Raw genomic sequence first — 23446 nt, forward strand, 5'->3', positions numbered from 1 at the left:
TCCCTACCCCACGCCCATTCCGTCAGCCAGGAGAAATCGCATGAAGTCCCGAGCCGCCGTCGCTTTCGAAGCAGGCAAACCGCTGCAGATCGTGGAGATCGATGTCGAACCGCCGCGCCAGGGCGAAGTGCTGGTGCGCATCACCCATACCGGCGTGTGCCATACCGACGCGTTCACGCTGTCCGGCGACGATCCGGAAGGCATTTTCCCGGCGGTGCTCGGCCATGAAGGCGGCGGCATCGTCGAGGCGGTGGGCGAGGGCGTGACCAGCGTCAAGGTCGGTGACCACGTGATCCCGCTGTACACGGCCGAGTGCCGCAAGTGCAAGTTCTGCCTGTCCGGCAAGACCAACCTGTGCCAGGCGGTGCGCGCCACCCAGGGCAAGGGCCTGATGCCCGACGGCACCACCCGTTTCTCCTACAACGGCCAGCCGATCTACCACTACATGGGCTGCAGCACCTTCAGCGAGTACACGGTGGTGCCGGAGATCTCGCTGGCCGTGGTCAACCCCGAGGCGCCGCTGGAGAAGGTATGCCTGCTCGGCTGCGGCGTCACCACCGGCATCGGTGCGGTGCACAATACGGCCAAGGTGAAGGAAGGCGACAGCGTCGCGGTGTTCGGCCTCGGCGGCATCGGCCTGGCGGTGATCCAGGGCGCGGTGCAGGCCAAGGCCGGGCGCATCCTGGCCATCGACACCAATCCGGGCAAGTTCGAGCTGGCGCGCAGCATGGGCGCCACCGACTGCATCAACCCGAAGGATTACACCAAGCCGATCCAGGAAGTCATCGTCGAGCTGACCGATGGCGGCGTCGACTTCAGTTTCGAGTGCATCGGCAACGTGCACGTGATGCGCTCGGCGCTGGAGTGCTGCCACAAGGGCTGGGGCGAGAGCGTCATCATCGGCGTGGCCGGCGCCGGCCAGGAAATCAGCACGCGTCCGTTCCAGCTGGTCACCGGCCGCGTCTGGCGCGGCAGCGCCTTCGGCGGGGTCAAGGGCCGCACCCAGCTGCCGGGCATGGTCGAGCAGGCGATGCACGGCGAGATCGACCTCGACCCGTTCATCACCCACACCCTGCCGCTGGACGAGATCAACGAAGCCTTCCACCTGATGCACGAGGGCAAGTCGATCCGCACCGTCATCCACTTCTGACCGCAGGTCAGTCCGGCGCGCGGCCGTTTCCGCGCATTGCAGCGACGCAACGAACCCGGGAGGGGGCAAGATGAGTACTGTGACGATTCATCCGTCGGTGGATGCCGGCGTGCGTGCCGGCGCGGAGCAGTTCCAGGGCGGTACCCTGGAATGCCATTGCGCCAGCGACAAGGTGGTGGTGGAAGTGGGTGCGCAGACCGCGCACAACCACGCCTGCGGCTGTACCAAGTGCTGGAAGCCGAAAGGCGCGACCTTCTCGGTGGTGGCGGTGGTGGCGCGCGACAAGGTCAAGGTGACGGCGCACGAGGAGAAGCTGAAGGTGGTGGACGAGAGTGCGACCATCCGCCGTCACGCCTGCACCGGCTGCGGCGTGCATATGTACGGCCGCATCGAGAACACCGAGCATCCGTTCTACGGCCTGGATTTCGTGCATACGGAACTGTCGCCGCAGCAGGGCTGGTCGGCGCCCGGGTTCGCCGCCTTCGTGTCTTCGATCATCGAGAGCGGCACGCGTCCGGAGGCGATGGACGGGGTGCGCAACCGCCTGCGCGAACTGAAGCTGGAACCGTACGACTGCCTGTCGCCGCCGCTGATGGACGCGATCTCCACCCACGTGGCGCGCAAGAACGGCGTGCTGCACTGAAGCCCGCTGCCGCGCGCGTCGCCGGTCGACGCGTCGCGGCACCCCGCCTGCGGCCGGTCGCGGCCGCAGGCCCTCTTCCCGGAACTGCCCATGGAACGTATCGAACACCACGCCTGCTGCGGCGGCTGGCAGGACGTCTATCGCCACGACTCGGCTGTGCTCGGCTGCCCCATGCAGGTGGCCGTGTACCTGCCGCCGCAGGCCGAGCACACTAAGCTGCCGGTGCTGTACTGGCTCAGCGGCCTGACCTGCACCGAGCAGAACTTCATCACCAAGGCCGGCGCGCAGCGCTATGCGGCCGAGCATGGCGTGATCCTGGTCGCGCCGGACACCAGCCCGCGCGGCGAGCACGTCGCCGACGCCGAGGGCTACGACCTGGGCAAGGGCGCCGGCTTCTACGTCAACGCCACCCAGGCGCCGTGGGACGCGCACTACCGCATGTACGACTACGTGGTGCAGGAACTGCCTGCGCTGATCGAGGCGCAGTTCCCGCACAACGGCCGGCGTGCGATCAGCGGGCATTCGATGGGCGGCCACGGTGCCCTGGTGATCGCGCTGAAGAATCCGGGCCGCTACCGCAGCGTGTCGGCGTTCTCGCCGATCGTGGCGCCGACCCAGGTGCCGTGGGGCGAGAAGGCGTTCACCGCCTACCTGGGCGAGGACCGCACGCAATGGCAGGCCTACGACGCCAGCGTGCTGATCGGCAGTGCCAGCGAGCGTCTGCCGCTGCTGATCGACCAGGGCGGCGGCGACGAGTTCCTCGAGAAGCAGTTGCGCCCGCAGTTGCTGCAGGCCGCCGCCGAAGCCGCCGGCTATCCGCTGACCCTGCGCGTGCAGCCCGGCTACGACCACAGCTACTACTTCATTGGCAGCTTCATCGGCGAGCACATCGCCTTCCACGCGCGCGCCCTGCAGGGCTGAGCGCGCTCCACCGGCGGCCGCGCGACGCGGCCCGCCGGGCAGGGGGCCGCGCGCTGCGGTGCCGGTCGCAGCGTTCCCGCCTTGTCGTCCGTGGCCGTTCCGCGCGGTGGCAGGGCGGCCACAGGCGCGCGATGCATGCGAGGCTCGCCGAGCCCACACATGACAGCCCGGTGACCGCCGCGGCCGCGGCGTGGCCGGTCTCGTAAACAAACAGGGGCGCCGCAGCGCCCGACATGCGGTTGTGCGATCGCGTTCGCGCCTGCTGAGACCGGCGCTGGCTAGATTCCGCAGGGTTCGCCCTCGCCACGTCCCTGGATCGGAGCCGCGCCATGTCTTGCCGTCGCATCCTGCTGCTGCCCTGGCAGCGTTGGCGCAGCCCGCTCAGCCCCGTGGCGATGCTCGCCTGCACCCTGGTCGGCGCCTGCGTGGCGTTGGCGATCGGCGCGGCAACGCCGTAGCGCACGTCGTTCCTGGCTGACGTCGATCGCGGTCACGCCGTTTCATGGGGCGCGGCCACTGCGGTCGCGTCGCACTGCGGGGGCGATCGCCGCGACCGGTCGGCGCACATGTGGGGTTGGATGCATGGCTTCGCTCGGAGGCGGCGCAGGGCGCCTTGCAGGCGCGGTGCGAGCAAACGCTGGTGGCGAACTTCGCATCGGGACCGCGGTGCGGCGCTGGCCGCGGCGCTAGCGCGGCAGTCGCGCTGCTAGTTTGCCCAGCCGCCGCATTGCCTCTTCCAGCGTCTCGCTCCACGGCTGCCCGCAGCTCAGCCGCAGGTGGTCGGCGTAGTCGCCGCGGCTGGAGAACAGGTGCCCGGGCGAGGTGCCGATGCCCTCGGCGAGGGCGGCTTCGAACAGCGCCTGGCCGCTGCCGGCGTCGGCCAGTTGCAGCCACAGCGACAGGCCGCCGGCCGGGTCGCCGATGCGGGTGTCGGCCGGCCAGTGCCGCAGCACCGCCTCGCGCAGGCGCTGGCCGTTGTCGGCCAGGGTGCGGCGCAGCTTGCGCAGGTGGCGTTCCAGGTCGTGCCGCTCCAGGTAGTCGGCCAGGGCCAGTTGCGGCAAGCTGGCGCCGCCGATGGTGGAGAAGTACTTGGCGCGCACCAGCGCGTCGGTCCAGGCGCCGCCGAGCAGCCAGCCCACGCGCAGGCCGGGCGCCAGCACCTTGGAGAAGGCGCCGCAGGTGATCACGTTGCCGTGCGTGTCGAAATGGCGCAGCGGCCGTGGGCGCTGCCCCGACCAGTCGAGTTCGCCGTAGATGTCGTCCTCGATCAACACCGTGCCGTGGCGCGCGCAGCTGTCCAGCAGCGCGCGCTTGGCCGCGTCCGGGGTGAGGCTGCCGAGCGGATTGTTGAAGTTCGGCACCAGCACCGCGGCGCGCGCCGGCGTGCGCTGCAGCAGCGCGTCCAGGCGCGCGGCGTCGATACCCTGACCCGGGCGATTGGGCACTTCCAGCACCTTCAGGCGCAGCGCCGCCACCGCCTGCAGGATGCCGTGGTAGGTCGGGGTCTCGACCAGCACCACGTCGCCGGGCGCGGTGAGCGTGCGCAGCGCCAGGCTGATCGCCTCCATCGCGCCGGCGGTCACCACCACCTCGTCGGCGGCGACGGTGGTGGCGCAGTGCGCGTAGCGCTGCGCGATCTGGCGACGCAGCGCGGCGTGGCCCTGCGGCGGCGCGTAGTCGAGCGCGGCGCTGCGCTGGCGACGCAGTTGCCGCGCCAGCGCACTGGCCAGGTGCGCACCGGGCAGCAGCGGCGCGGCCGGCGTGGCGGTGTGCAGCGGCACCAGGTCCGAGCGCGCGAGCATGTCCAGCACGCCTTGCAGCGCGGGATTGGCGACTGTGCCTGGGGCGCGCCGCCGGGAGGGGCCGGTGCCGGTCGGCAGCGGCGTCGCCGCGGCGCGCACGAAGTAGCCCGAGCGCGGGCGGGCCTGCACCCGGCCTTCGCGTTCCAGCTGCAGGCAGGCCTGCACCGCGGTGGCGGCGCTGATGCCGTGGCCGGCGGCCAGTTGCCGGATCGACGGCAGGCGCTCGCCGGCACGCAGCGTGCCCTGGGCGATCTGGTCGCGCAGTTGGCTGGCGAGGGTTTCGTACAGGCGCATGCGCAGGCCTCATCTGTATCGGTCGATTTGCAGCGTATCTGACTCTGTGCTGGTCGCCCAGCCGGGCGCACACTGGCCGCGTCCTTTCCCGCTCCCGAGGCTGCGCGTGCAACTGCCGCTGTTCATCGTCGATGCGTTCACCACGGTGCGGTTCCGCGGCAACCCGGCCGCGGTGGTGCCGCTGCAGGCGTGGCTGCCGGACGCGCTGATGCAGGCCATCGCCAGCGAGAACAATCTGTCGGAGACGGCGTTCTTCGTGCCCGAAGCCGATGGCGCGTTCGCGATCCGCTGGTTCTCGCCGCTGCGCGAAGTGGGGTTCTGCGGCCATGCCACCCTCGCCAGCGCCTTCGTCGTCGCCACCCAGGGCCTGGCGCCGCTGCCGTTGCGGTTCCGCGCCGCGGCGGTCGGCGAACTGGCGGTGGATCGCGAGGCCGACGGGCGCTTCGTCCTGCGCTTTCCGAACCAGGCGCCGACCGCGTTGGCGACGGTGCCGCAGGCACTCGCGCAGGCGCTGTCGATCGCGCCGCAGGCGGCATACCGCAACGATCAGGCCTACATCGCCGTGTACGCGGACGAAGCCCAGGTGCGCGCGGTGGTGCCGGACCTGGCACGGATGCTGGCGTTGGCGCCGCGCGATGTCGCGGTCACCGCGCCCGGCCGCGAGCACGATTTCGTGTCGCGCTATTTCTGGCCGGCCAACGGCGGTGCCGAGGATCCGGTGACCGGCTCGATCCATGCCGCGCTGGCGCCGCTGTGGGCGCAGCGGCTGGGCAAGCAGGACCTGCGCGCGTGGCAGGCCTCGGCGCGTGGCGGCGAACTGGAGTGCCGGGTGCTGCCGGACCACGTGCAGGTGCGCGGCGCGGCGGTGCAGTACCTGCAGGGGAGCATCGCGCTATGAGCGCCGTACCTGCGACGTCGGCGGGCACGGCGCGGCGTGCCTTGTGGCAGCTGTTGCTGGCCGAGGTGCTGATCGGCTCGGTCGGAGTGTTCGTGCACGAGAGCGGCCAGGATCCGGTGACCGCGGTGTTCTACCGCTGCCTGTTCGGCGCGCTGTTCCTGACCGTGTGCGGCCTGCTCGGCGGGCAGTTGCGCGGCCTGTGGCGCGAGCGCGCGCTGCTGCGCGACGCCGCGCTCAGCGGCGTGCTGCTGGTGCTCAACTGGGTGGCGCTGTTCGCCGGCATGGCGCGTTCGTCGATCGGCGTGGCGACCATGGTCTACCACGTGTTCCCGTTCGTCATGCTGATCCTGGCGGCGTTGCTGCAGGGCGAGCGCAGCCGCCGTTCCGACCTGGGCTGGACAGTGCTGGCCTTCGTCGGCGTGGCCTGTTCGGCGGACCCGCTGCGGCTGTGGTCCAGCGCCGACCGCGGCTACCTGGCCGGGATCGCGCTGACCCTGCTGGGCGCGCTGCTGTGCGGCGCGTCGTTGCTGATGTCGCGGCGGATCAGCCGCGAGCGGCCGCTGGCGGTGGTGACCGTGCAGTGCTGGGTCGGTGCGGCGATGCTGGCGGGCTTCTCCAGCAGCGCCGCGCTGCACCCCGGCCGCCACTGGTTCTGGCTGGTCGGCCTGGGGGTGATCCACAGCGGCGTGGTGTACGTGCTGTTCTACAGCGCCTACCGGCACCTGCACGTGGCGGCGATCGCGGTGGTCGCCTTCGTCTACCCGCTGGTGACGCTGCTGCTGGACTACCTGCTGTACGGCCACCGGCTGGTGCCGGTGCAGTGGCTGGGCCTGGCGCTGATCGTGCTGGGGACGCTGGCGGTCAATCTGCGCTGGTCCTGGCCGCGCCGGGCGGTGGCCGCGTCCTAGCGCGGCACCGCAGGGCGTCTCGGCCACCGCAGCGCGGCGGCCGTGCCGTTCGGCTCAGCGCACGTCGCGCAGTTCCCAGCCGCTGCCGGCGAGCAGGCGCAGGCGCTGCTTGAGGATGTCGCCGGGGATGCTGGTGGTCGCGGACAGGTCGATGCGCAGATCGTCCTGGCGGCCGGTCACCCGTGCTGCCGGATCGGTCACGCCCAGGGCCGGATCGACCTCGTCCGGCTCCGGCTGCATGGCGCGCCAGCGCTCGAACCAGGCCGGATCGCTCAGGGCGGCCTGCAGCTGTTCGGCGAAGGCGTCGGCGCCGTGCGCGGAGAAGCTCAGCGACGGGTTGCTGCCGCGGGCACGGGCGGGATCGGGCAGGCTGATCGAGTAGGTGACGGCCATGGGCATCTCTTGTGGGCGGTACGAAGCGGCGCAGCCTAGCAGAGCCGGCGGCGACCCGCCGTCGACGCGGCCAGCGGGCGATCAGCCGAAGCGCAGCGCCTCGCCGGCGAAGCCGAGCACCAGCGCGCCCTTGCCGACATTGACCATGCCGGTCAGGCTCATCACGCTCTCCAGCAGCGCCACGCCGTGGCTGTCGCAGGCCTGGCGCAGCGCCGCGTAGCCGGGCAGGGCGCGCAGTTCCGCCAGCTCGCCGCCATAGCTCAGGCACAGCGTGGGCGTCATCAGCCCGGCGGCCACGCGTTTGGCGGCCAGCCCGAACAGGGTCTGCACGGCGTGGTCGAAGCCCTTGAGCTTGGCCACCGGCGCGGTCTCGCCACGGTGGCAGTGCAGCACCGGCTTGATGTCCAGGGCCGAGCCCAGCGCGGCGCTGAGCAGGCCGACGCTGCGGTCGCCCTTGCTGCGCGCGCGGCTGCGCAGGTAGTACAGGTCGCGCGCGATCATGTAGCCATGGGTGTGCTCGGCCAGCGTCTCCAGCCGCTCGCGGATGGCCTGCACGCCGGCGCCGTCGGCACGCAAGCGCACCGCCTCGACGGCAATCACCGCCTGTGCGGCGAACAGGTTGCCGGTGTCGATCACGCGCAGCGCGAACGGCGAGGCATGGCCTGCAGCCTGACGGATCGGCTTGTAGTCGTTGAGGATGGCGAAGCCGGCCTGCTGCGCGTGCTCGTGGATCGGGCTGCGGGTCTTGGCGATGGTCAGGCAGAACACGTGGTCGTAGTCGATGACCAGCCGGCTCAGGAACAGCTCGCGGATCTGCGCCACGCTGTAGGGCACGGTCTCGGCTTCGGCGCCGTGCGCGCTGACCTGTGCGTGCAGGAACTCCAGCGTCGCCGCTTCGTCGCGGCGATCGGCGAGCACGGTGCCGCCGAGGCGCACGCTGATCGGCAACACCACCAGGTCGTGCTGGGCGATGTAGTCCTGCGGCAGATCGCAGGCGGAATCTACGACGATGCCGATGCGCATCCGCTGAAGCTCCAGTGATTGGGGAGACCGATGGACATGGCGACCGCTCAGGCGTTGCGCTGCACCGCGACCGGCAGCGCACTCAGGCGCGCCATCTCGCCGCGCTGCAGCAGCTGCGGGTCGGCCAGCACCGCCCGCATCAGCGGGTGCGCGTCGTTGCCCCACAGCAGGGTGTCGTCGATCTGCAGGGTCGGCACGCCGAACACGCCGGCCGCCAGCGCCTGCTCGGTGTTGGCGCGCAGTTGTGCCTTGACCTGCGCATCGGCGGTGGTCGCGGCCACGTCGGCGATCCCCAGTGCCTGGCCGACCGGCGCCAGGGCCGCGGCGTCGTCGCCGGCGTGGCCGTCGCGCCACAGCCAGTCGAAGAGCGCATCGATGGCCTGCGGCGTGGTGCCGGCGGCGATGCACAGGCGCAGCGCGGTCAGCGGGTTGAACGGATGTGCCGGCGGGAAGCGCAGCGGCACGCCTTGCTGCTGCGCCTGCCACTGCACGAAGCGATAGGTGAACTCGCGCTTGTGCGGCACCTCGGCCGGCCCGCGCGTCTGCAGCTGCGCCAGCACCGCGCCGAACACGATCGGCACCGGCTGGATCCGCGAGAACTCCGGAAGCGCTTTCACCTGCTGCCAGTGCAGATAGGAAAACGGCGAGATGAAATCGAAATACCAGCGCAACGTCATCGTGCTTCTCCGTCATGACCCATCAGCTTATCGCGGCGTCGCGCGCGCTGCGACTGCGTCCATCGCATGCTGCAGTGCGAGATGTCGCTGCCGCCCGTTCGCCCGGGCGGCCGCAATGCGTAGACGATGCCGTGGCGGAAATCTCGCTGGCACGCGATATCTGTGAAGCGCGGCGCGGCCGTGGCCTGGATCGCGGTAGCGCTATTGCGCTGGCGCATGGCATGCGCGGGTCTTGTCATAGCTCGCGGCACGCGCGCCTTGCTAGCGTCCGCCGCGGCAGCAGCTTCGCTGCCCCTGCACGCTCAGGAGAGACCGCCATGCACGCTTCCGCTTCCGTTTTCGCCGCTGCTTCGCCGCGCCTTCCCGCCACGGTCGTCAGGTCGCCGCGCGGCTGGGCGCGGCCGCTGCGCGCGCTGTTCGCCACCGCGCTGCTCGCCATCGCGCCGATGGCGCTGGCCGGTCCGTACCAGGTGTACGGCAACCAGTACGCCTGGGTGAACAATTTCAACGACCCCAACAACGTCATCCAGGGCACCTTCCACAGCGGCAGCACGCCGAGCATGACCGTGACCTTCAATTTCCCCAATGCCAGCCTGTACGGCTATCCGGCGATCCTGCGCGGTTCGCACTACGGCTTCAATCCCACTGCCGACCGCACCTTCCCGCGGCAGGTTTCGGCGCTGCGGTCCCTGCCGGCGACCTTCGCCTACTCGTCCGGCGGCAGTAACCTGGCCGGCGACTTCGCCTACGACCTGTTCTTCCGCTGGGACAGCACGGTGTCCTCCAGCGCGATCCCGCAGGCCGAAGTGATGATCTGGGGCGGCCACAACTCGTACCCGATCGGCACGCTCACCGCCAGCAACGTCATCAGCGCCGGCGGCTACACCTTCGATCTGTGGGAAGGCATGAACAGCGCCGCCGGCTACTACGTCTACACCTTCATCCCGCACAACACCGCCGGCCAGCCGACCCTGCCCAGCAACGGCAATCTCAACATCGACATCAAGCCGTTCCTGAGCTGGCTGCACACCCATCGTGCGCAGGACGGACGCTTCAGCAACGCGATGTACCTGCACGTGGTCGAGGCCGGCTTCGAGGTGGTGCGCGGCAACGGCTGGGCCTGGATCCAGGCCAATATCGGCGCCAACTGAAGCCGCCGCGGACACCGCCGGGCTCAGGGCGGCGGCGCCGTGCACCGTGCCGCGTTTTCCAGGCGGCACGGGCGCTCGGCAGAAATGCATCGGACTCGCTAGGTAGCACGCTGTGGCGCACGTCCTTGGCATCGTTGCCGGCGCGTTCCAGCCTGGTGCCGGCGTGCGCAGGCAAGCGGCGCCTTTCCAGCACCCCACGGTGCCGCCTCACGGCGCGAGCAATTGCACGCTGTCGAAGACGATGCCCGGGCCGAGGAAGCCGTTGTCCGGCGAGCCCGAGGCGACGTCGATGTCCAGTGTGTTGAGGCCGGCCTGCAGCGCGCTGGCGGGAATGTCGACCAGATAGACGGTGTTGTTGCCGCGGTAGGTGCCGCGGGTGATGCCGCGGCTGTCCGGCTGCTCCGGGCGCGGCGGCACCGGCCCGCTCCAGCGATCGTTCACCCGCAGCTGCGGGCGGCCGCCGGCCTGGGTCAGGGCGACGAACAGCCGCAGGCGGTAGGCGTGGACCTGTTCCGGCGAGAGCACGAAGGCGATGCGCGTGGGCGTGTTGACGCCGCGCCATTGCGCCGCCGGGAACGCGTCGAGACTGTCGCGGCCCACGCGATAGGTCAGCGGCCCCCATGGCGCCATGCGCCGGTCGGAGGGATGCGCGCTCGCCAGCAACGCGGCGTTGCGGAAGCCGGCCGGCGTGCCATCGGGATCGCCGATCTGCCAGATCACCTGGCCGGGCAGCGGGACGGCGTGCAGGTCGGCCTCGGTGGTGGCCGCGGCTGCGATCTGCACGGTGTCGTGGGCCACCTCCAGCTCGTTCTGGTACAGCGCGATGCGGTACGCGCCGGGGCGGATGCCGGCGATGTGGAAGTGACCGTGTGCGTCGGCCCTGGCCCAGTACTGCGCCTGCGCGTTGCGCAGGGCAACCACCGCCGGCTGCCCCGTCGTGATGCCGGAGACCTGGCCAGCCACCGCGCCGCGCTGCGCCGTGCCCAGGAAGCCCTGCAGACCCAGCGACGCGTCGACGAAGCACAGATCCGGCGGCACCTGCGCTTCCGCGCCGCCGCCGCTGAACTGCAGCACGTACACCCCATGCAGGCCGCCGCGGTAGGGTTCGGTCTGGGTGTGGTTGGAGAACATGTAGTTGTACAGCTCGTGGGTGCGCGCGGTCCGCTGCGTGGCGATGTCCTTGAAGAACGGTCCGCCCGCGCTGTGTTCGCGATCGCCCATCCACATGCGCACCGCGAGGCCGGAGCCGCTGACGCCATGCACGGTGTCGTCGATCGCGCGCCGTGCCGAGTAGAACTTGGAACTGGTGCGGCCGTCCGGCAGCAGGAACACGTCCTTGCCCTCGATCGCGGTGCCGACGTTGGAATCCGGCTCGCGTTCGGCGTCGGGCAACTTCGCCGCGTCGAGCCGGGCGATGAAGCGCAGTTCGCCGACCGGCAGCAGGGTCGGCGCGTAGGTGGCCAGGTAGAGCGCGTCGCGGCCCTTGCGCGCCATGTAGTACTGCACCAGGTCGCCGGTGCTGGCCGAGACCACGATGGTGTCGCCGACGGTGCGCACGGCGACGCGGGCGCTGCCCAGGCCCGAGGCGATCTGCGTGTGCTTGGCTTCCGGGCTCTCCAGTTCGATGCCGCGGTAGCGCAGGGAGACCACGTCGCCGGTGCGGGCATCCACGCTGAACTGCAGATCGGCGCCGCTGTCCACGACGAAGCGCTCGCCGACCCTGGCGACGCCGAAGCGGCTGGCGTCGGCCCATGCGGGCGCTGCACTGGTCAGCGCGAACAGGCACAGCAGCAGGCGAGGCAGGCGGGGCATGGCGGTGCGCGCAAGGGCAAGAAGGCGCACAGCCTACTGCGCGTGGGCGCGGTGCCGGATGTCGCCGGCGCGCGCCGGTCGGGCGGCGCTCAGCCGCGCGCGGTCGAGCGCGAGGAAGGCGTTGCCGCCGGGGAGACGGCAGCGTCTGCACGCTGCCGTCTCCGCTTCCTCGGCGAGGCTAGTGGGTGTACGCCTTCGGCAGTGCGCCGTTCTGCTGCATGTAGCGGTCGCGCAGTTCGGTCTGCCGCGAGCGCATTGGGATGGCGCGGCCGCCCAGCCAGACCTGCTCGGCGTAGTGCGCCACGTCCAGCGGGTCGCCTTCCCACAGCACCAGGTCGGCGAGCTTGCCGGGGGCGATGCTGCCCAGGCGGTCGCCCACGCCGAAGGCCTCGGCCGGGACCCGGGTCAGGCCGGCCAGGGCGGCGTCCCACGGCAGCCCGTGCGCGACCGCATTGCCGGCCAGTTGCCGCTGCTTGCGCGCGTTGTGCGCACCGTCGCCGCCCTGGGTGAAGCTCACCGCCACGCCGGCGGCGTTGAGGCGCGCGGCGTTCTCCAGGGTGGCGCCGATCTGGTCGAAGCTGGCCGGCAGGTCGTCCAGCGCATTGACGAACACCGGTACCTGCGCCTTGGCCAGTTCCGGCGCCAGCTTCCAGGCCTCGTCGCCGCCGGCGATGGCGATGCGCACCTTCTCGCGACGTGCCCAGCGCAGCAGTTGGCGGATGTCGGCCGCGCGGTTCACCGTCACCACGATGCGGCCCTGGCCGGCGAGGTAGCGCGCCAGCACCGCGCGTCCGGCCGGGGTCAGCAGCGCATGCGGCGAATCGGCGGGCATGCGCCCGCGCGCTTCGGCCACCAGTTGGTCGAGCAGCATCCACTGCGCCGCGCGCGACTTGCCGCTCAGTTCCAGCGCATCGCTGCCCAGGTGCAGGTACAGCGCGCGCTGGCCGATCGGGTCGGCGCCGCCGTCCAGGCGCATCACCGCGCCCTGGCCGGCGACGAAGGCGCCGCCGGTGTTGGCGCCGAGCGCGGTGAAGCCGATGCCTTCCACCCGTGCGACCGGGATCAGCACCGACGCGGGGTTGTAGGCCAGGGTCACGTCGAACTCCGGGCGCATCGGCTGGTCGTGCGGCAGGGTCAGCGTGCTGTCGACGGTGGAGGCCTCGCCGGACACCTCCTCGATGCCGATCTCGGTGATGCCGCCGAACAGCGCCGGGGTCAGCGGCCGGCCCTTGGCCTCGACCACGGCGACGCCGGCCGGCGCGCTCAGGCCGGGGCCGACCGCGCGGATCACGCCGCCCTGGACCAGCACGTCGGCATTGGCGAGGGTGCCGCGGGCGCTGGCGGTGTGCACGGTGGCGCCGCGGATCAGCACGTCCTGGGCGAACCCGGGCGCGCTGCCCAACAGCAGACAGGCGGCCAGGGCCAGGCGCTGCGCCAGGCGGTGGGGCGAGGGTAGGACGCGGCTCATCGGGCAGCCTCCTGGCCGAGCATGAAATCGGAGGTGGGTTGCAGGCGGCGGTCGGCGCGGTCGTAGACCTGCGCGCCGTCGATGTAGACCTTGTCGGCCAGGGCGTAGGAGCTGAAGGGGTTGCCGTTCCACAGCACCACGTCGGCCATCTTGCCCGGCTCCAGCGACCCGGTCTGCCTGTCGATGCCCAGCGCCTTGGCCGGGTTGCTGGTCAGCCAGCGGATCGCGCGTTCGGGCGGGATGTCCATGCCGGCGCGGCGGCCGGCGGCCATCGCCTTGGCCGCTTCCTGGTTGAGCCGCTGGATGCCTTCCTCCGAGTCCGAGTGCACGATCGCGCAGCCGTTGGCGGGGCGGTCGACCAGGGCGATGTTCTCCTGGATGCCGTCGAAGGCTTCCATCTTGAAGCCCCACCAGTCCGCCCACAGCGCGCCGCAGACATTCTCCTGGGCCAGGCGGTCGGCGATCTTGTAGGCCTCCACGCCATGGTGGAACGCGGCGATCTTGAAGCCGAACTCCTTGGCCAGGTCGAGCATGGTGGTCATCTCGTCGGCGCGGTAGCAGTGGATATGCACGCGGATGTCGCCGTTGATCGCGCCGGCCAGGGTGTCCAGCTTGAGGTCGCGCTTGCCGCCGCTGTCGCCGCTGCTGTCGTTGTCGCCGGCGCCGCGGCTCCACCAGTGGCGCTTGGGCGGGCTCTTCTGCTTCGGCGCGTTCTTGCGCAGGTATTCGCTGGCGTCGATGAAGGCGGCGCGGTAGCCGGCGACGTTGCCCATGCGCGTGGACGGGCCGCCCTTCTCGCCGTAGACCCGCTTGGGGTTCTCGCCGCAGGCCATCTTCAGGCCCCACGGCGCGCCCGGGAACTTCATCGCCTGGTAGGTGGTGGCCGGCACGTTCTTCAGGGTGACGCCGCGGCCGCCGACCAGGTTGGCCGAGCCGGGCAGCACCTGCAGCGCGGTGACGCCGCCGGCCAGCGCGGTGCCGAAGCCGGGATCCTGCGGCCAGATCGAATGCTCGGCCCACACGTTCGGGGTCACCGGTGCGGTCGCTTCGTTGCCGTCGCTGTGCGCGCTGACGCCCGGGCTGGGGTAGACGCCCAGGTGCGAGTGCACGTCGATGATGCCGGGCGTGACCCACTTGCCGTGGCCGTCGATGCGGGTGGCGTTGGCCGGCGCGGCCAGCGCGCGGCCGACCGCCTGCACGCGGCCGTCCTGCAGCAGCACGTCGGCATCGTCCAGGCGCTCGCCGGTGCCGGTGAGCACGGTGGCGTGTTCGATCAGCACCGGCACCGACGCCAGCGCGCGATAGGTGCTGGGATAGGGATCGTCGACGAAACGCGAGGCCGCGGCGGCCGGGCCGCACAACGCCACGCCCAGGCAGGCGAGCAACAGATGACGCATCGAATTTTCCCCGGAAGATGAACCCGGCCCTTGCGGCCGTGCCCGCACGCTAGCCCGAGCCGGCGCGCTTGCCAAGTGCGGGTGCCGCATCGGCACGCCTTGCTGCACCGAATCGCGACGCGGAACCTGTTATGCAGCGCGATTCTCGCCCATGGACACCGCAATGACCGACACCCCCGCGCGCACCGTCGTGGACTTCTGGCGCAGTGCCGGCCGCGAACGCTGGTTCGCCGCCAACGACTCCTTCGACGCCAATGTCCGCCAGCATCTGCTGGAGGCGCATCACGCCGCCGCCCGCGGCGAACGCGGCGACTGGCTGACCGACGCCGAGGGCGCGCTGGCGCTGCTGCTGTTGCTCGACCAGGTGCCGCGCAACGTGTTCCGCGGCAGCGCGCACGCCTTCGCCACCGACGGCCTGGCCTGCCGCTACGCCGACCAGGCGCTGGCGGCAGGCTTCGACCAGGAGACCGACGCGGAACTGCGGATGTTCTTCTATCTGCCTTACACACATGCCGAGGACGCCGCGCGGCAGCGCCAGGCGGTGGAGCTGTTCAGCGCGCTCGGCGATGCGGAATCGCTGCAGTGGGCGGTGGTGCACGAAGACGTGATCCAGCGCTTCGGTCGTTTCCCGCACCGCAATGTGGCGCTGGGGCGCACGACGACGCCGGAGGAACAGGCGTTCCTGGATGCGGGTGGGTTTGCTGGTTGAGGGAGGCGGTGCCTGTGCGTTCGCCACTTCATGCGGATGAAGCCACTGGCGCATCGTGTGTCACTGCAGTCGGGACTGAAGTCCCTCCCACAGGGATGCACCAGGCTACTGGCGCGGCCGCCAGCATTCGCCTGGTACGCGCACCGGAGACAAGGAATGCGCTTCTTGTGGGAGCGGCTTCAGCCGCGACGAGCGAAGCCATCGGGCGCATCGGGTGTCACTGCAGTCGGGACTGAAGTCCCTCCTACACGGAGCGCCCGACTTCGGCGCTGCCGTCAGCACTTGCGCAAGACGCCAGGCGAGTGTGTGCCCAGGGTAGGAGCGGCTTCAGCCGCGACCTGGCCTTACCGGTAAAGCCCGGTCGCGGCTGAAGCCGCTCCTTGTATCTGGACATGTCGCCCCTAAACAGGCGTCATGTCTTCCGACTGATCATCGGAGGAGGTGTGGGAGGTCCAGTCGCTCCTAAAGCTTCGAGCTTGCATCGTAGATCGGCTCCGCCCTCCACATGCTGGCCTTTGTGTGTCCGAACGGTATCCAGAGTCCGCCCCCCGGGCGTGAACTCGCATCGACGAGGCAGGACCGGGCCCAGCGCCGATCATGACCCTGACACGATGGAGGAATCGCGCATGTCTCCCGTCATCGGCATCGACGTCGCCAAACGCAGTTTCGATGTGGCCATCGAGCTGACCAATGGCAAGCACCGTACCAAGGCCAAGTTGTCCAACGATGCCAAGGGCTTCCAGGCCCTGCAGGCATGGCTGCAGACGCATGCCCAGTCCGATAGCTGGATCGCCATGGAGGCCACCGGCACCTACCACCAGGCGCTGGCCGAGTTCCTCCACGCACGAGGCTATCGGGTGTGCGTGCTCAACCCGGCACAGACGGCCGCGTACGCACGCAGCCAACTCAGCCGGGTCAAGACCGATCGCAGCGATGCCAAGCTGATCGCCAGTTATGCCTTGCGTCACCGCGAGCAATTACGCCGTTGGTCCCCTGATCCGCCGGCGCTCAAGCAGCTCAAAGCGCTGGTACGCCGGCGCCAGGATCTGCAACAGATGCTGCAGATGGAGCGCAACCGGCTGGACGTCGCTCCGGCCCAGGTGAAGGACTCGATCCAGGTCCATCTGGCCGATCTGCAACACCACATCGCCCAGATCGAGCAGGCCATCGATGACCATATCGACCAGGATCCGACCTTGCGTGGGCAGCGCGAGCTACTGGTGAGCATCCAGGGCATTGCCGACACCAGCGCGGCCTTGATGCTGGCCGAGCTTGGCGATGTGAGGCGCTTCTCCGATGCCTCGGCGGTGACCGCCTTCGCGGGCCTGAATCCGTGCCTGCAGGAGTCAGGCGAGCGCAAAGGCCACGTCTGCATCTCGCGCACCGGCTCACCCCGCTTGCGCGCGGGCCTGTTCATGCCGGCCCTGGTGGCCATGACCCACAACCCGATCATCCGGGCGCTGAAACAGCGGCTGAGCGAACGTGGCAAAGCCGGCAAGCAGATCGTGTGCGCCGCCATGCGCAAGCTCCTGCATCTGGCCTACGGCGTTCTCAAATCGGGCACGGCGTTCGATCCGAAAAGGGGCCTTGCCTGCTAGGGGGTAAGACGGTATCTACGTGTGTGCGTGCGTGCGTGTGTGCGTGCTTGCGCGCTGTGGCGATCGCGGCACGCGGACACAAAAAAGGGCGATCGTTCGATCGCCCTTTCGGCGCGTCCGCGCGGGACGCAAAACCACGAGGTGCGTGTGGCTCAGTACTTCGGCACGCTGCCGTCGACCTGGTCGGTCCAGGCGTCGATGCCGCCGACCACGTTGTGCACCTTCGTGAAGCCAAGCGAGCGGAAATGCTCGGCTGCCTGCGCGCTGCGGCCGCCGTGGTGGCACAGGAAGGCCAGCGCGGTGTCCTTCGGCAGCGCTTCCAGCTGCGCGCGCTGCTCGCCGTCGAGGGTGCGGAACGGCACGTTGACCGCCGCCACCGCGCGCTCTTCCGGCGGACGCACGTCCACCAGGATCAGGCCGCCGGCGCGCACCTGGTCGTCGGCGTCGCGCGGGCTCAGGTCCTGCACCGGCTTGGGCGCGTTCGGATTGTCGATGGCCAGACCGCGGCCGCGGATGTCGTCCACCCAGTCGATGGTGATGCCGTCGGCGCGGCGCGCGCTACCCAGGTCGAACTGCACGCGCAGGCCGTTGGACTCGGCGGCGATGGCGTTGGGATCGGTCGGCGCCAGCTGGAAGTTCGGCTGGAACTGCGCGTCGATCGCCAGCGCCAGGCTCGCGCCCGGGGCGTCGGCCAGCGCGCCGCGCAGCATCTCGGCGGCGGCGTCGGTGATGGTGATCGACGGCGGGGTGCGGTCCGGCGCGGCCACGCCGAGCAGTTCGCTCAGCTCGCCGCTGCCGGCCATCTGCAGGATGATGTCGCTGCCGCCGATCAGCTCGCCGTCCACGTACAGCTGCGGGATGGTCGGCCAGTCGCCGTAGACCTTGATGCCCTCGCGGATGTCCTGGTCGGCCAGCACGTTGACGTGGGCGAAGTCGACGCCGAGCTCGTTCAGCGCGCCCACCGCCTTGGCGGAGAACCCGCACTGCGGCATGCCCGGCTGGCCTTTCATGAACAGTACGACGCGGTTGGAGCTGAGCAGCGTTTCGATACGGGAGCGCAGGGCGGGGTCGAGGGACATGGCAGCAGTCGTCGCAGAGTCGGACCGGTCATTCTACGCCGCATGGCATCATGGGGCATGACAGTTCCGGAAACGCTGCATCGCATCCCGCGCCACCCGTACCGCTGGCTGCCCTGGGCAATGGCCTCGCAGGCGCTGGTGGCGGTGCTGTGGTGGGCGTATGGCTGGCCGGTCGGCCTGCCGGCGCTGCTGCTGTCGCACGCGGCGCTGGTGTTGCCGGTGTTCCTGCCGCGGGCGCGGCTGTACGCGCCGGTGCTGGATCGCCTGCCAGGCAACGCGCCGCGGGTGTGGCTGACCATCGACGACGGCCCCTCCGACGACACCGTGGCGATCCTGGACCTGCTCGACCGCTACCAGGCAAAGGCCACCTTCTTCCTGGTCGGTGCCCGTGCCGCCGCGCGCCCGCAACTGGTACGCGAGATCCTGCGCCGCCGCCACGGCATCGGCAACCACAGCCAACACCATCCGCAGGCGTGGTTCTGGGCGCTGGGACCGCGGCGCATGGCGCAGGAAATCGGCCAGGCGCAGCAGACGCTGGCCGCGATCGCCGGTACCGCACCGCGCTGGTACCGCTCGGTGGTGGGCATGACCAATCCCTTCGTCGCCGCACCGCTGCGCCGGCATGGCCTGACCCGGGTGGCCTGGAGCGCGCGCGGATTCGACGGGGTGCGCTGCGACCCCGCGGTCACCGTCGCGCGCATCGCCCGCGACCTGCAGCCCGGCGCCATCGTGCTGCTGCACGAGGGCGCGGCGCACGGGCACAATCCGGCGATCGTGGAGGGGGTGTTGCGGGCGTTGCAGGAACGCGGGTTGCGGGCAGTACTGCCTGATTGAGTCGGATGTGCGTCATGGCGCCGCGGCAGGGTGTCGCGCGCGGCATGCCGCATGCCGATCGATGCGCCAGCGCGGGAATCAGCCCGGCTGGGCCATGCCGTAGCCGATCAGCGCCGCCATCGCGCCGAGGGTGAGCAGGGCGCACAACAGGCCGAGAATGCCGTGCCGCTTGCTGCGGCCAGGTTGCAGACAGTTGCCGATGCCCAGCGCGATGGCGCAGACCTGGGCGATGGCGGTGACCAGCGCCAGCAGGCCGAGCAGCAGCGACATCGGCGCGTGCGGACCAGCGGCGAACGTCGGGATGACGAAGAAGGTGCTCAGCAACAACGCCGCGAGCAGCACGAAGGCGCTGATCAGGCTGGTCGCCAGGGCGGCGATGCCCAGGCCGGAGCGTGGCGGTGGCGTGGGTGTGCTCATGCGTGGCGATGCGAGCGTGGGCCGGCGCAGCCGGAGCGGCCGCTGCGTGCGCGGTGCCGCGGCAACCTCAACGCGGCTCCGCCACGATCAGCCAGTTGTTGAACGGCGTGTTGCCGTACAGCGGCGCGAAGCTGGCGCGCAGGCCGGCGGCGTCGAGCTGGGCCTGCAGGCTGTCGCGGGTGGGGTAGGCCTTGGGCAGCTCCTGCATCCAGCCGGCCAGGTGCGCGAGCACGTCGGTGATGCGGCTGGTGCGGCCGCGGCCGCTAGCATCGCCCAGGCCGCTGCGGATCACCAGCTTGGCGCCCGGCGTGAGCATGCGCGCGACGCTGCGGATCAGATTGGATTGCATGTCGCGGTCCAGGTACTGCAGCACGTCCAGGATCGCGACGCTGCCGTGGTGCTCGGGCCACGACTGACCCAGGTCGACCACCGCGAAATGCGTGTCCTGCAGCCCGTTGCGGGCGGCGATGGCGCCGGCGCGGCGGATCTTGGCCGCGTCGATGTCCACGCCGTGGTAGCGCTGGCGCTGGCCGTCGGCGCGCAGCGCGTGCGCGAGCAGGCCCAGCCCGCAGCCCAGGTCCAGCACCGGCGCATCGGTGCCGCGCAGCGCGGCGAGCACGCCGGGGTAGAGCGGATCGGTGCGCAGCTTGGTGCGCGTGTAGTAGTAGTCGTAGCGGTTGCCGAGCGGATGCGTGGGCAGGAAGGCGCGGGCGATGGCCAGGGCCTGCGGGCGGGTCATGGGCTGGGTGGTGCTGGCGTCGCGCAATGTCGGTCCTTGGCAGCGGGCGTACGCCAGCTAGGCTAACGCATCGCGTGCCGCCGGCAACAGCAGCGCGGTCCAGCGCGCATACATCGCCGCTGACGGATGCAGCCCGTCCGCGGCCAGCATCGCCGGGTCGCCGCCGCCATCGCGGCTGCAGCCGGTGATGTCGACGAAGCGCACCGCGCGCGCGGCGCAGCAGGGCTGCGCCGTGGCATTGAAGGCATCGATCTGCACGGCGATGCGTGCCGGATCGTGTGCGGGCGACTGCGCGAAGGCGGTGACGCCCCAGTCCGGGATCGACACCGCCAGTACCCGCTGCGGCCGCGCGTCGGCGAAATCGATCGCGCGCTGCAGCAGCGCATCGAACTGTGCGCGATAGTCTTCAAGCGGATAGCCGCGGTACTGATTGTTGACGCCGATCAGCAGCGTCACCAGGTCGAACGGTCCCTGCGGCGCGGCCGCGTCGATGCCGGCGTCCAGTTCGTCGGTGGTCCAGCCGGTGGTGGCGACGATCTGCGGATCGGCCAGGGCGATGCCGTCGCGGCGCAAGCCCGCGGCCAGTTGCATCGGCCAGCGTCCGTCGGCGTCCACGCCTTCGCCAATCGTGTAGGAATCGCCCAGCGCGAGGTAGCGCAGCGTTGTGTGCTCGGAAATGGCGAAACTGCCTTGGCTCATCTTTGCGCAACCAGAGGCGGCCATCTTATCGCGATGCGGGATTCAGGGACGGCGCACGCTTTGCTATTCCCCATTCCCCATTCCCCATTCCCCACTCACCGCCCCACAGCCGCCCGCGGCTTCAGCGGCACCACCTTGGTGGCATCCTCGGCGCGGCGTGCCAGGACGCGGTCGATGCGCGCGAACACCTCGCGCATCGTCGCCGCCTCCGGCAGCAGGGTGACGCGGAAATGGTGCCGGTAGGGCACGTTGAAGCTGGAGCCGGGCACCACCAGCACGCCTTCCTGTTCCATCAGCTCCAGGGCGAAGGCGTGGTCGTCGAACCCGCGGGCGGCGGCGCCGACCACCGCCGGGAACGCGTACAGCGCGCCGGCCGGCTGCACCAGCGACAGGTGCTCGCTGGCCGCGCAGGCCTCGAGTACCGCGCGGCGCGTCTCGTACAGGCGTCCACCCGGGGCGCACAGCGGCGAGATCGTGTCCGGGCCGTTGACCGCGGCATCGATCGCGAACTGGCCGGGGACGTTGGCGCACAGGCGCAGCGCGCCGAGCAGGTCCATGGCGTTGCGGAAATCGCCGACGCGCTCGGCATCGCCGGACAGCAGCGCCCAGCCCACGCGCCAGCCGCAGGCGCGGTGCACCTTGCTCAGGCCGCCGAAGCTGATGCACGGATGCGTGCCGGCCAGCGGTGCCACCGACACGAATTCCGCGTCGTCGTACAGCACCTGGTCGTAGATCTCGTCGACCATCAGCAGCAGGTTGTGCTTGACCGCGATGGCGACGATCTTCTCCAGCAGCGCCCGCGAGTAGCTGGCGCCGCTGGGGTTGTTCGGGTTGATCAGCACGATGGCGCGGGTGCGCGAGGACACCAGCGTCTCGATCTCCACCGGGTCGGGCTGGAAGCCGTTCTCCGGCGCGCAGCGGTAGTACACCGGACGGCCGTCGTTGAGGATGGTGGCCGCCGACCACAGCGGGTAGTCGGGCGAGGGCACCAGCACTTCGTCGCCAGGGTTGAGCAGCGCGCGCAGCGACAGGTCGATCAGCTCGCTGACGCCGTTGCCGATGAAGATGCGGTCCGGGTGCGCATCCGGGTGCTGGCGCCGGGCGTAGGCCGCGGCGATCGCCTCGCGCGCCTCCGGCAGGCCCTGCTGGTGGGTGTAGGGATCGGTGCGGCCCATGTCGTCGGCGATCGCACGCTGCAGGTGCTCGGGCGCACGGAAGCCGAACGCGCCGGGATTGCCGATGTTGAGCTTGATCAGTTTGCGCCCCTGGGCCTCCAGCTCGCGGGCTCGCCGTGCCAGTTCGCCGCGGATCTCGTAGCGGACTTCGGACAGGCGTTCGCGGATCGCGAGCGGCTTGATCGGCAGGGTGGGCATCGCATTGGCCGGTGGGGCGTGGGACCTGCATGGTAGCGGAAATGTGACACCGCGGCGGGGCAGTGGGGCGCCGTGGTGGCGGGTCGTCTACGGCGCCCGGCCGCCACGCTCGGCGCTGCGACGGGCGTGGCGCGGTGGCTGGCCCGTGTGGCGGCCAGCACACGCGTCGCGCGGGTCATGCGCCGCTGCTGGCGAGTCCCGGGACGCCGCCTGCGGCGCGCGGCTCTCGTCGCGGCGGGGCGGGGTTAGCTATGCAAGGCGCCGCCCCGCGCGTGTCCCAGTGGCCGCCCTGCGCTCACCTTTGGGTGCGGCACACCCTCTAGAATTCGCCCATGACCTCCTCCCCGATCGACTTCGACGCGTTGCGCCCCATCGGCTGGCCCTGGCCCGGAATGCCCGAGGAGCCCGCCTGGCGCGCACTGTTCGAGGCGCATCCGCAGTCGCGGCCGGCGCGGGTGGTGGAGCAGCACCGCACCGGCTATGTGGTCGCCGATGCGGTGGACACCGGCTTCAAGGTCGAATCGCTGCCGGACTGGCAGCGGCCGCGCTTTCCTAGCCACGAGCGCGCCGCGGTCGGCGACTGGGTGCTGCTGGAAGGCACGCGCATCGTCGCGCTGCTGCCGCGGCGCACCGCGATCAAACGCGGCGCCGCCGGCGAGCACTACCACCAGCAGGTGATCGCGGCCAACATCGATACGGTGTTCATCGTCTGCGGCCTGGATGCGGACTTCAATCCGCGCCGGATCGAGCGTTATCTGCTGCTGGTGGGCGGCGGTGGTGCGGCGCCGGTGGTGGTGCTGACCAAGGCCGACCTCACCGAGTACGCCGACGATGCGCTGGCGGTGCTGGAGGAACTGGCGGCACAGGCGATCCCGCTGCTCACGGTCAACGCCCGCCAGGCCGACAGCGTCGACGCGCTGCAGCCGTGGCTGGGGCCGGGGCAGACCGCGGTGCTGGTGGGCTCATCCGGTGCCGGCAAGTCCACCCTCACCAACACCTTGCTCGGCGTGCAGAAGATGCGCACCGCGGCGGTGCGCGCCACCGATTCGCGCGGCCGCCACACCACCACCCATCGCGCGCTGCTGCCGCTGCCGTCCGGCGCCTGCCTGATCGATACGCCGGGCATGCGCGAACTCAAGCCCACCGGCGAGGAAGACCTGGCCGAGGGCGGCTTCGCCGACATCGAGGCGCTGGCCGCGCAGTGCCGCTTCAACGACTGCGCGCACCTGGCCGAACCGGGCTGTGCGGTGCAGGCGGCGATCGAGCGCGGCGAGATCGAGGAGGCGCGCTTGGCCAATTACCTGAAGCTGCGCGACGAGGTCGCCGGCGCCGCCGGCAAGCTGGCGCAGCGCCAGGCGCAGAACGCGGCCGCAGGCCGCAGCGGCAAGCCCGGCGGTAGCAAGCCCAGCGGTGGCAAACCGGGCGGCAAGCGTCCGCCGCCGCGCACCCTGCGCCGCTGAC

The 23446-nt window shown here is 70.7% G+C and carries 23 protein-coding genes; 11 read left to right on the forward strand and 12 right to left on the reverse strand.

Annotation, left to right across the window (positions count from 1 at the left end; genetic code table 11):
* Positions 1 to 40 precede the first annotated feature (40 nt).
* From AC1PMG_RS04345 to AC1PMG_RS04360, 4 genes are all read left to right on the forward strand, one after another.
* Positions 41 to 1150: an S-(hydroxymethyl)glutathione dehydrogenase/class III alcohol dehydrogenase gene (locus tag AC1PMG_RS04345; RefSeq protein WP_017908004.1), complete on the forward strand. Its 1110-nt coding sequence runs from the start codon at positions 41 to 43 to the stop codon at positions 1148 to 1150.
* 70 nt (positions 1151 to 1220) lie between these two features.
* Positions 1221 to 1793 (forward strand): S-(hydroxymethyl)glutathione synthase, encoded by a 573-nt coding sequence (gene gfa / locus AC1PMG_RS04350; RefSeq protein WP_043090701.1) that lies wholly within the window; start codon positions 1221 to 1223, stop codon positions 1791 to 1793.
* 90 nt (positions 1794 to 1883) lie between these two features.
* Positions 1884 to 2714: an S-formylglutathione hydrolase gene (fghA, locus tag AC1PMG_RS04355; RefSeq protein ID WP_481110782.1), complete on the forward strand. Its 831-nt coding sequence runs from the start codon at positions 1884 to 1886 to the stop codon at positions 2712 to 2714.
* Positions 2715 to 3043: 329 nt separating this feature from the next.
* Complete coding sequence (locus AC1PMG_RS04360) at positions 3044 to 3172, forward strand: hypothetical protein (protein WP_342072921.1); 129 nt, start codon at positions 3044 to 3046, stop codon at positions 3170 to 3172.
* Positions 3173 to 3400: 228 nt separating this feature from the next.
* Here AC1PMG_RS04360 and AC1PMG_RS04365 read toward each other — a convergent pair whose 3' ends face one another.
* A complete protein-coding gene (locus AC1PMG_RS04365; RefSeq protein WP_481110783.1) occupies positions 3401 to 4810 on the reverse strand; it encodes an aminotransferase-like domain-containing protein in 1410 nt (469 codons plus the stop codon).
* A gap of 106 nt (positions 4811 to 4916) precedes the next feature.
* Here AC1PMG_RS04365 and AC1PMG_RS04370 point away from each other — a divergent pair, with 106 nt between their 5' ends.
* Positions 4917 to 5708: a PhzF family phenazine biosynthesis protein gene (locus tag AC1PMG_RS04370; RefSeq protein WP_481110784.1), complete on the forward strand. Its 792-nt coding sequence runs from the start codon at positions 4917 to 4919 to the stop codon at positions 5706 to 5708.
* Complete coding sequence (locus AC1PMG_RS04375) at positions 5705 to 6616, forward strand: DMT family transporter (protein ID WP_481110785.1); 912 nt, start codon at positions 5705 to 5707, stop codon at positions 6614 to 6616. Before AC1PMG_RS04370 ends, AC1PMG_RS04375 begins: the two co-directional genes overlap by 4 nt.
* A gap of 54 nt (positions 6617 to 6670) precedes the next feature.
* On the opposite strand, the gene AC1PMG_RS04380 is transcribed toward AC1PMG_RS04375, so the two are convergent.
* From AC1PMG_RS04380 to AC1PMG_RS04390, 3 genes are all read right to left on the reverse strand, one after another.
* Positions 6671 to 7009 carry a hypothetical protein gene (locus AC1PMG_RS04380; RefSeq protein ID WP_017913202.1) on the reverse strand — a complete coding sequence of 113 codons (339 nt, stop codon included), beginning with the start codon at positions 7007 to 7009 and terminating at the stop codon, positions 6671 to 6673.
* 81 nt (positions 7010 to 7090) lie between these two features.
* Complete coding sequence (locus AC1PMG_RS04385; RefSeq protein ID WP_481110786.1) at positions 7091 to 8032, reverse strand: DegV family protein; 942 nt, start codon at positions 8030 to 8032, stop codon at positions 7091 to 7093.
* A 47-nt stretch (positions 8033 to 8079) separates the two neighbouring features.
* Complete coding sequence (locus AC1PMG_RS04390; protein WP_481110787.1) at positions 8080 to 8709, reverse strand: DsbA family protein; 630 nt, start codon at positions 8707 to 8709, stop codon at positions 8080 to 8082.
* Positions 8710 to 9026: 317 nt separating this feature from the next.
* Between AC1PMG_RS04390 and AC1PMG_RS04395 the strand changes: the two genes are divergently transcribed.
* On the forward strand, positions 9027 to 9860 hold the full coding sequence (locus AC1PMG_RS04395; protein ID WP_481110788.1) for a GH12 family glycosyl hydrolase domain-containing protein: 834 nt from the start codon (positions 9027 to 9029) through the stop codon (positions 9858 to 9860).
* A gap of 207 nt (positions 9861 to 10067) precedes the next feature.
* On the opposite strand, the gene AC1PMG_RS04400 is transcribed toward AC1PMG_RS04395, so the two are convergent.
* From AC1PMG_RS04400 to AC1PMG_RS04410, 3 genes are all read right to left on the reverse strand, one after another.
* A complete protein-coding gene (locus tag AC1PMG_RS04400) occupies positions 10068 to 11672 on the reverse strand; it encodes a rhamnogalacturonan lyase B N-terminal domain-containing protein (RefSeq protein ID WP_481110789.1) in 1605 nt (534 codons plus the stop codon).
* A 178-nt stretch (positions 11673 to 11850) separates the two neighbouring features.
* Positions 11851 to 13140 carry an amidohydrolase family protein gene (locus AC1PMG_RS04405; RefSeq protein ID WP_481110790.1) on the reverse strand — a complete coding sequence of 430 codons (1290 nt, stop codon included), beginning with the start codon at positions 13138 to 13140 and terminating at the stop codon, positions 11851 to 11853.
* Positions 13137 to 14537 (reverse strand): amidohydrolase, encoded by a 1401-nt coding sequence (locus AC1PMG_RS04410; RefSeq protein ID WP_267101865.1) that lies wholly within the window; start codon positions 14535 to 14537, stop codon positions 13137 to 13139. The genes AC1PMG_RS04405 and AC1PMG_RS04410 overlap by 4 nt, the downstream gene beginning before the upstream one ends.
* Positions 14538 to 14700: 163 nt before the next feature.
* Between AC1PMG_RS04410 and AC1PMG_RS04415 the strand changes: the two genes are divergently transcribed.
* Positions 14701 to 15246: a DUF924 family protein gene (locus AC1PMG_RS04415; protein ID WP_481110791.1), complete on the forward strand. Its 546-nt coding sequence runs from the start codon at positions 14701 to 14703 to the stop codon at positions 15244 to 15246.
* 626 nt (positions 15247 to 15872) lie between these two features.
* Positions 15873 to 16844, forward strand: coding sequence for an IS110 family RNA-guided transposase (locus AC1PMG_RS04420; RefSeq protein ID WP_481110792.1), 972 nt, complete (start codon positions 15873 to 15875; stop codon positions 16842 to 16844).
* A gap of 152 nt (positions 16845 to 16996) precedes the next feature.
* Here the strand turns inward: AC1PMG_RS04420 and grxD are convergent, their stop codons facing one another.
* Complete coding sequence (gene grxD / locus AC1PMG_RS04425) at positions 16997 to 17923, reverse strand: Grx4 family monothiol glutaredoxin (protein ID WP_481110793.1); 927 nt, start codon at positions 17921 to 17923, stop codon at positions 16997 to 16999.
* Positions 17924 to 17965: 42 nt separating this feature from the next.
* Between grxD and AC1PMG_RS04430 the strand changes: the two genes are divergently transcribed.
* A complete protein-coding gene (locus AC1PMG_RS04430) occupies positions 17966 to 18757 on the forward strand; it encodes a polysaccharide deacetylase family protein (RefSeq protein ID WP_481110794.1) in 792 nt (263 codons plus the stop codon).
* Positions 18758 to 18835: 78 nt separating this feature from the next.
* Here AC1PMG_RS04430 and AC1PMG_RS04435 read toward each other — a convergent pair whose 3' ends face one another.
* The 4 genes from AC1PMG_RS04435 to AC1PMG_RS04450 all read right to left on the reverse strand — a co-directional run bounded on the left by AC1PMG_RS04435 (position 18836) and on the right by AC1PMG_RS04450 (position 21985).
* Entirely contained in the window at positions 18836 to 19174 is a 339-nt protein-coding gene (locus tag AC1PMG_RS04435) for a hypothetical protein (protein WP_481110795.1), read from the reverse strand.
* A 67-nt stretch (positions 19175 to 19241) separates the two neighbouring features.
* Positions 19242 to 19913, reverse strand: coding sequence for a methyltransferase domain-containing protein (locus tag AC1PMG_RS04440; protein WP_017910897.1), 672 nt, complete (start codon positions 19911 to 19913; stop codon positions 19242 to 19244).
* A gap of 57 nt (positions 19914 to 19970) precedes the next feature.
* The gene (locus AC1PMG_RS04445; RefSeq protein WP_481110796.1) at positions 19971 to 20612 is read right to left on the reverse strand and encodes an SGNH/GDSL hydrolase family protein; all 642 of its coding nucleotides are present in this window, start codon (positions 20610 to 20612) and stop codon (positions 19971 to 19973) included.
* Positions 20613 to 20707: 95 nt separating this feature from the next.
* Positions 20708 to 21985 (reverse strand): pyridoxal phosphate-dependent aminotransferase, encoded by a 1278-nt coding sequence (locus tag AC1PMG_RS04450; RefSeq protein ID WP_481110797.1) that lies wholly within the window; start codon positions 21983 to 21985, stop codon positions 20708 to 20710.
* 332 nt (positions 21986 to 22317) lie between these two features.
* Here AC1PMG_RS04450 and rsgA point away from each other — a divergent pair, with 332 nt between their 5' ends.
* On the forward strand, positions 22318 to 23445 hold the full coding sequence (gene rsgA / locus AC1PMG_RS04455) for a ribosome small subunit-dependent GTPase A (protein WP_481110798.1): 1128 nt from the start codon (positions 22318 to 22320) through the stop codon (positions 23443 to 23445).
* The last annotated feature ends 1 nt before the right edge of the window (position 23446 follow it).

Source organism: Xanthomonas sp. NCPPB 2250, from assembly GCF_056725265.1.

Bases quoted from the DNA above. Each gene is read 5' to 3' on its own strand.
- AC1PMG_RS04375 (WP_481110785.1), top strand. From the start codon at position 5,705: ATGAGCGCCGTACCTGCGACGTCGGCGGGCACGGCGCGGCGTGCCTTG.
- AC1PMG_RS04410 (WP_267101865.1), bottom strand. From the start codon at position 14,537: ATGCGTCATCTGTTGCTCGCCTGCCTGGGCGTGGCGTTGTGCGGCCCG.
- AC1PMG_RS04430 (WP_481110794.1), top strand. From the start codon at position 17,966: ATGGCATCATGGGGCATGACAGTTCCGGAAACGCTGCATCGCATCCCG.
- AC1PMG_RS04345 (WP_017908004.1), top strand. From the start codon at position 41: ATGAAGTCCCGAGCCGCCGTCGCTTTCGAAGCAGGCAAACCGCTGCAG.
- AC1PMG_RS04450 (WP_481110797.1), bottom strand. From the start codon at position 21,985: ATGCCCACCCTGCCGATCAAGCCGCTCGCGATCCGCGAACGCCTGTCC.
- AC1PMG_RS04380 (WP_017913202.1), bottom strand. From the start codon at position 7,009: ATGGCCGTCACCTACTCGATCAGCCTGCCCGATCCCGCCCGTGCCCGC.
- AC1PMG_RS04400 (WP_481110789.1), bottom strand. From the start codon at position 11,672: ATGCCCCGCCTGCCTCGCCTGCTGCTGTGCCTGTTCGCGCTGACCAGT.
- gfa (WP_043090701.1), top strand. From the start codon at position 1,221: ATGAGTACTGTGACGATTCATCCGTCGGTGGATGCCGGCGTGCGTGCC.
- AC1PMG_RS04415 (WP_481110791.1), top strand. From the start codon at position 14,701: ATGACCGACACCCCCGCGCGCACCGTCGTGGACTTCTGGCGCAGTGCC.
- AC1PMG_RS04420 (WP_481110792.1), top strand. From the start codon at position 15,873: ATGTCTCCCGTCATCGGCATCGACGTCGCCAAACGCAGTTTCGATGTG.
- AC1PMG_RS04395 (WP_481110788.1), top strand. From the start codon at position 9,027: ATGCACGCTTCCGCTTCCGTTTTCGCCGCTGCTTCGCCGCGCCTTCCC.
- AC1PMG_RS04440 (WP_017910897.1), bottom strand. From the start codon at position 19,913: ATGACCCGCCCGCAGGCCCTGGCCATCGCCCGCGCCTTCCTGCCCACG.
- AC1PMG_RS04360 (WP_342072921.1), top strand. From the start codon at position 3,044: ATGTCTTGCCGTCGCATCCTGCTGCTGCCCTGGCAGCGTTGGCGCAGC.
- AC1PMG_RS04435 (WP_481110795.1), bottom strand. From the start codon at position 19,174: ATGAGCACACCCACGCCACCGCCACGCTCCGGCCTGGGCATCGCCGCC.
- fghA (WP_481110782.1), top strand. From the start codon at position 1,884: ATGGAACGTATCGAACACCACGCCTGCTGCGGCGGCTGGCAGGACGTC.
- AC1PMG_RS04365 (WP_481110783.1), bottom strand. From the start codon at position 4,810: ATGCGCCTGTACGAAACCCTCGCCAGCCAACTGCGCGACCAGATCGCC.
- AC1PMG_RS04405 (WP_481110790.1), bottom strand. From the start codon at position 13,140: ATGAGCCGCGTCCTACCCTCGCCCCACCGCCTGGCGCAGCGCCTGGCC.
- AC1PMG_RS04445 (WP_481110796.1), bottom strand. From the start codon at position 20,612: ATGAGCCAAGGCAGTTTCGCCATTTCCGAGCACACAACGCTGCGCTAC.
- grxD (WP_481110793.1), bottom strand. From the start codon at position 17,923: ATGTCCCTCGACCCCGCCCTGCGCTCCCGTATCGAAACGCTGCTCAGC.
- rsgA (WP_481110798.1), top strand. From the start codon at position 22,318: ATGACCTCCTCCCCGATCGACTTCGACGCGTTGCGCCCCATCGGCTGG.
- AC1PMG_RS04385 (WP_481110786.1), bottom strand. From the start codon at position 8,032: ATGCGCATCGGCATCGTCGTAGATTCCGCCTGCGATCTGCCGCAGGAC.
- AC1PMG_RS04390 (WP_481110787.1), bottom strand. From the start codon at position 8,709: ATGACGTTGCGCTGGTATTTCGATTTCATCTCGCCGTTTTCCTATCTG.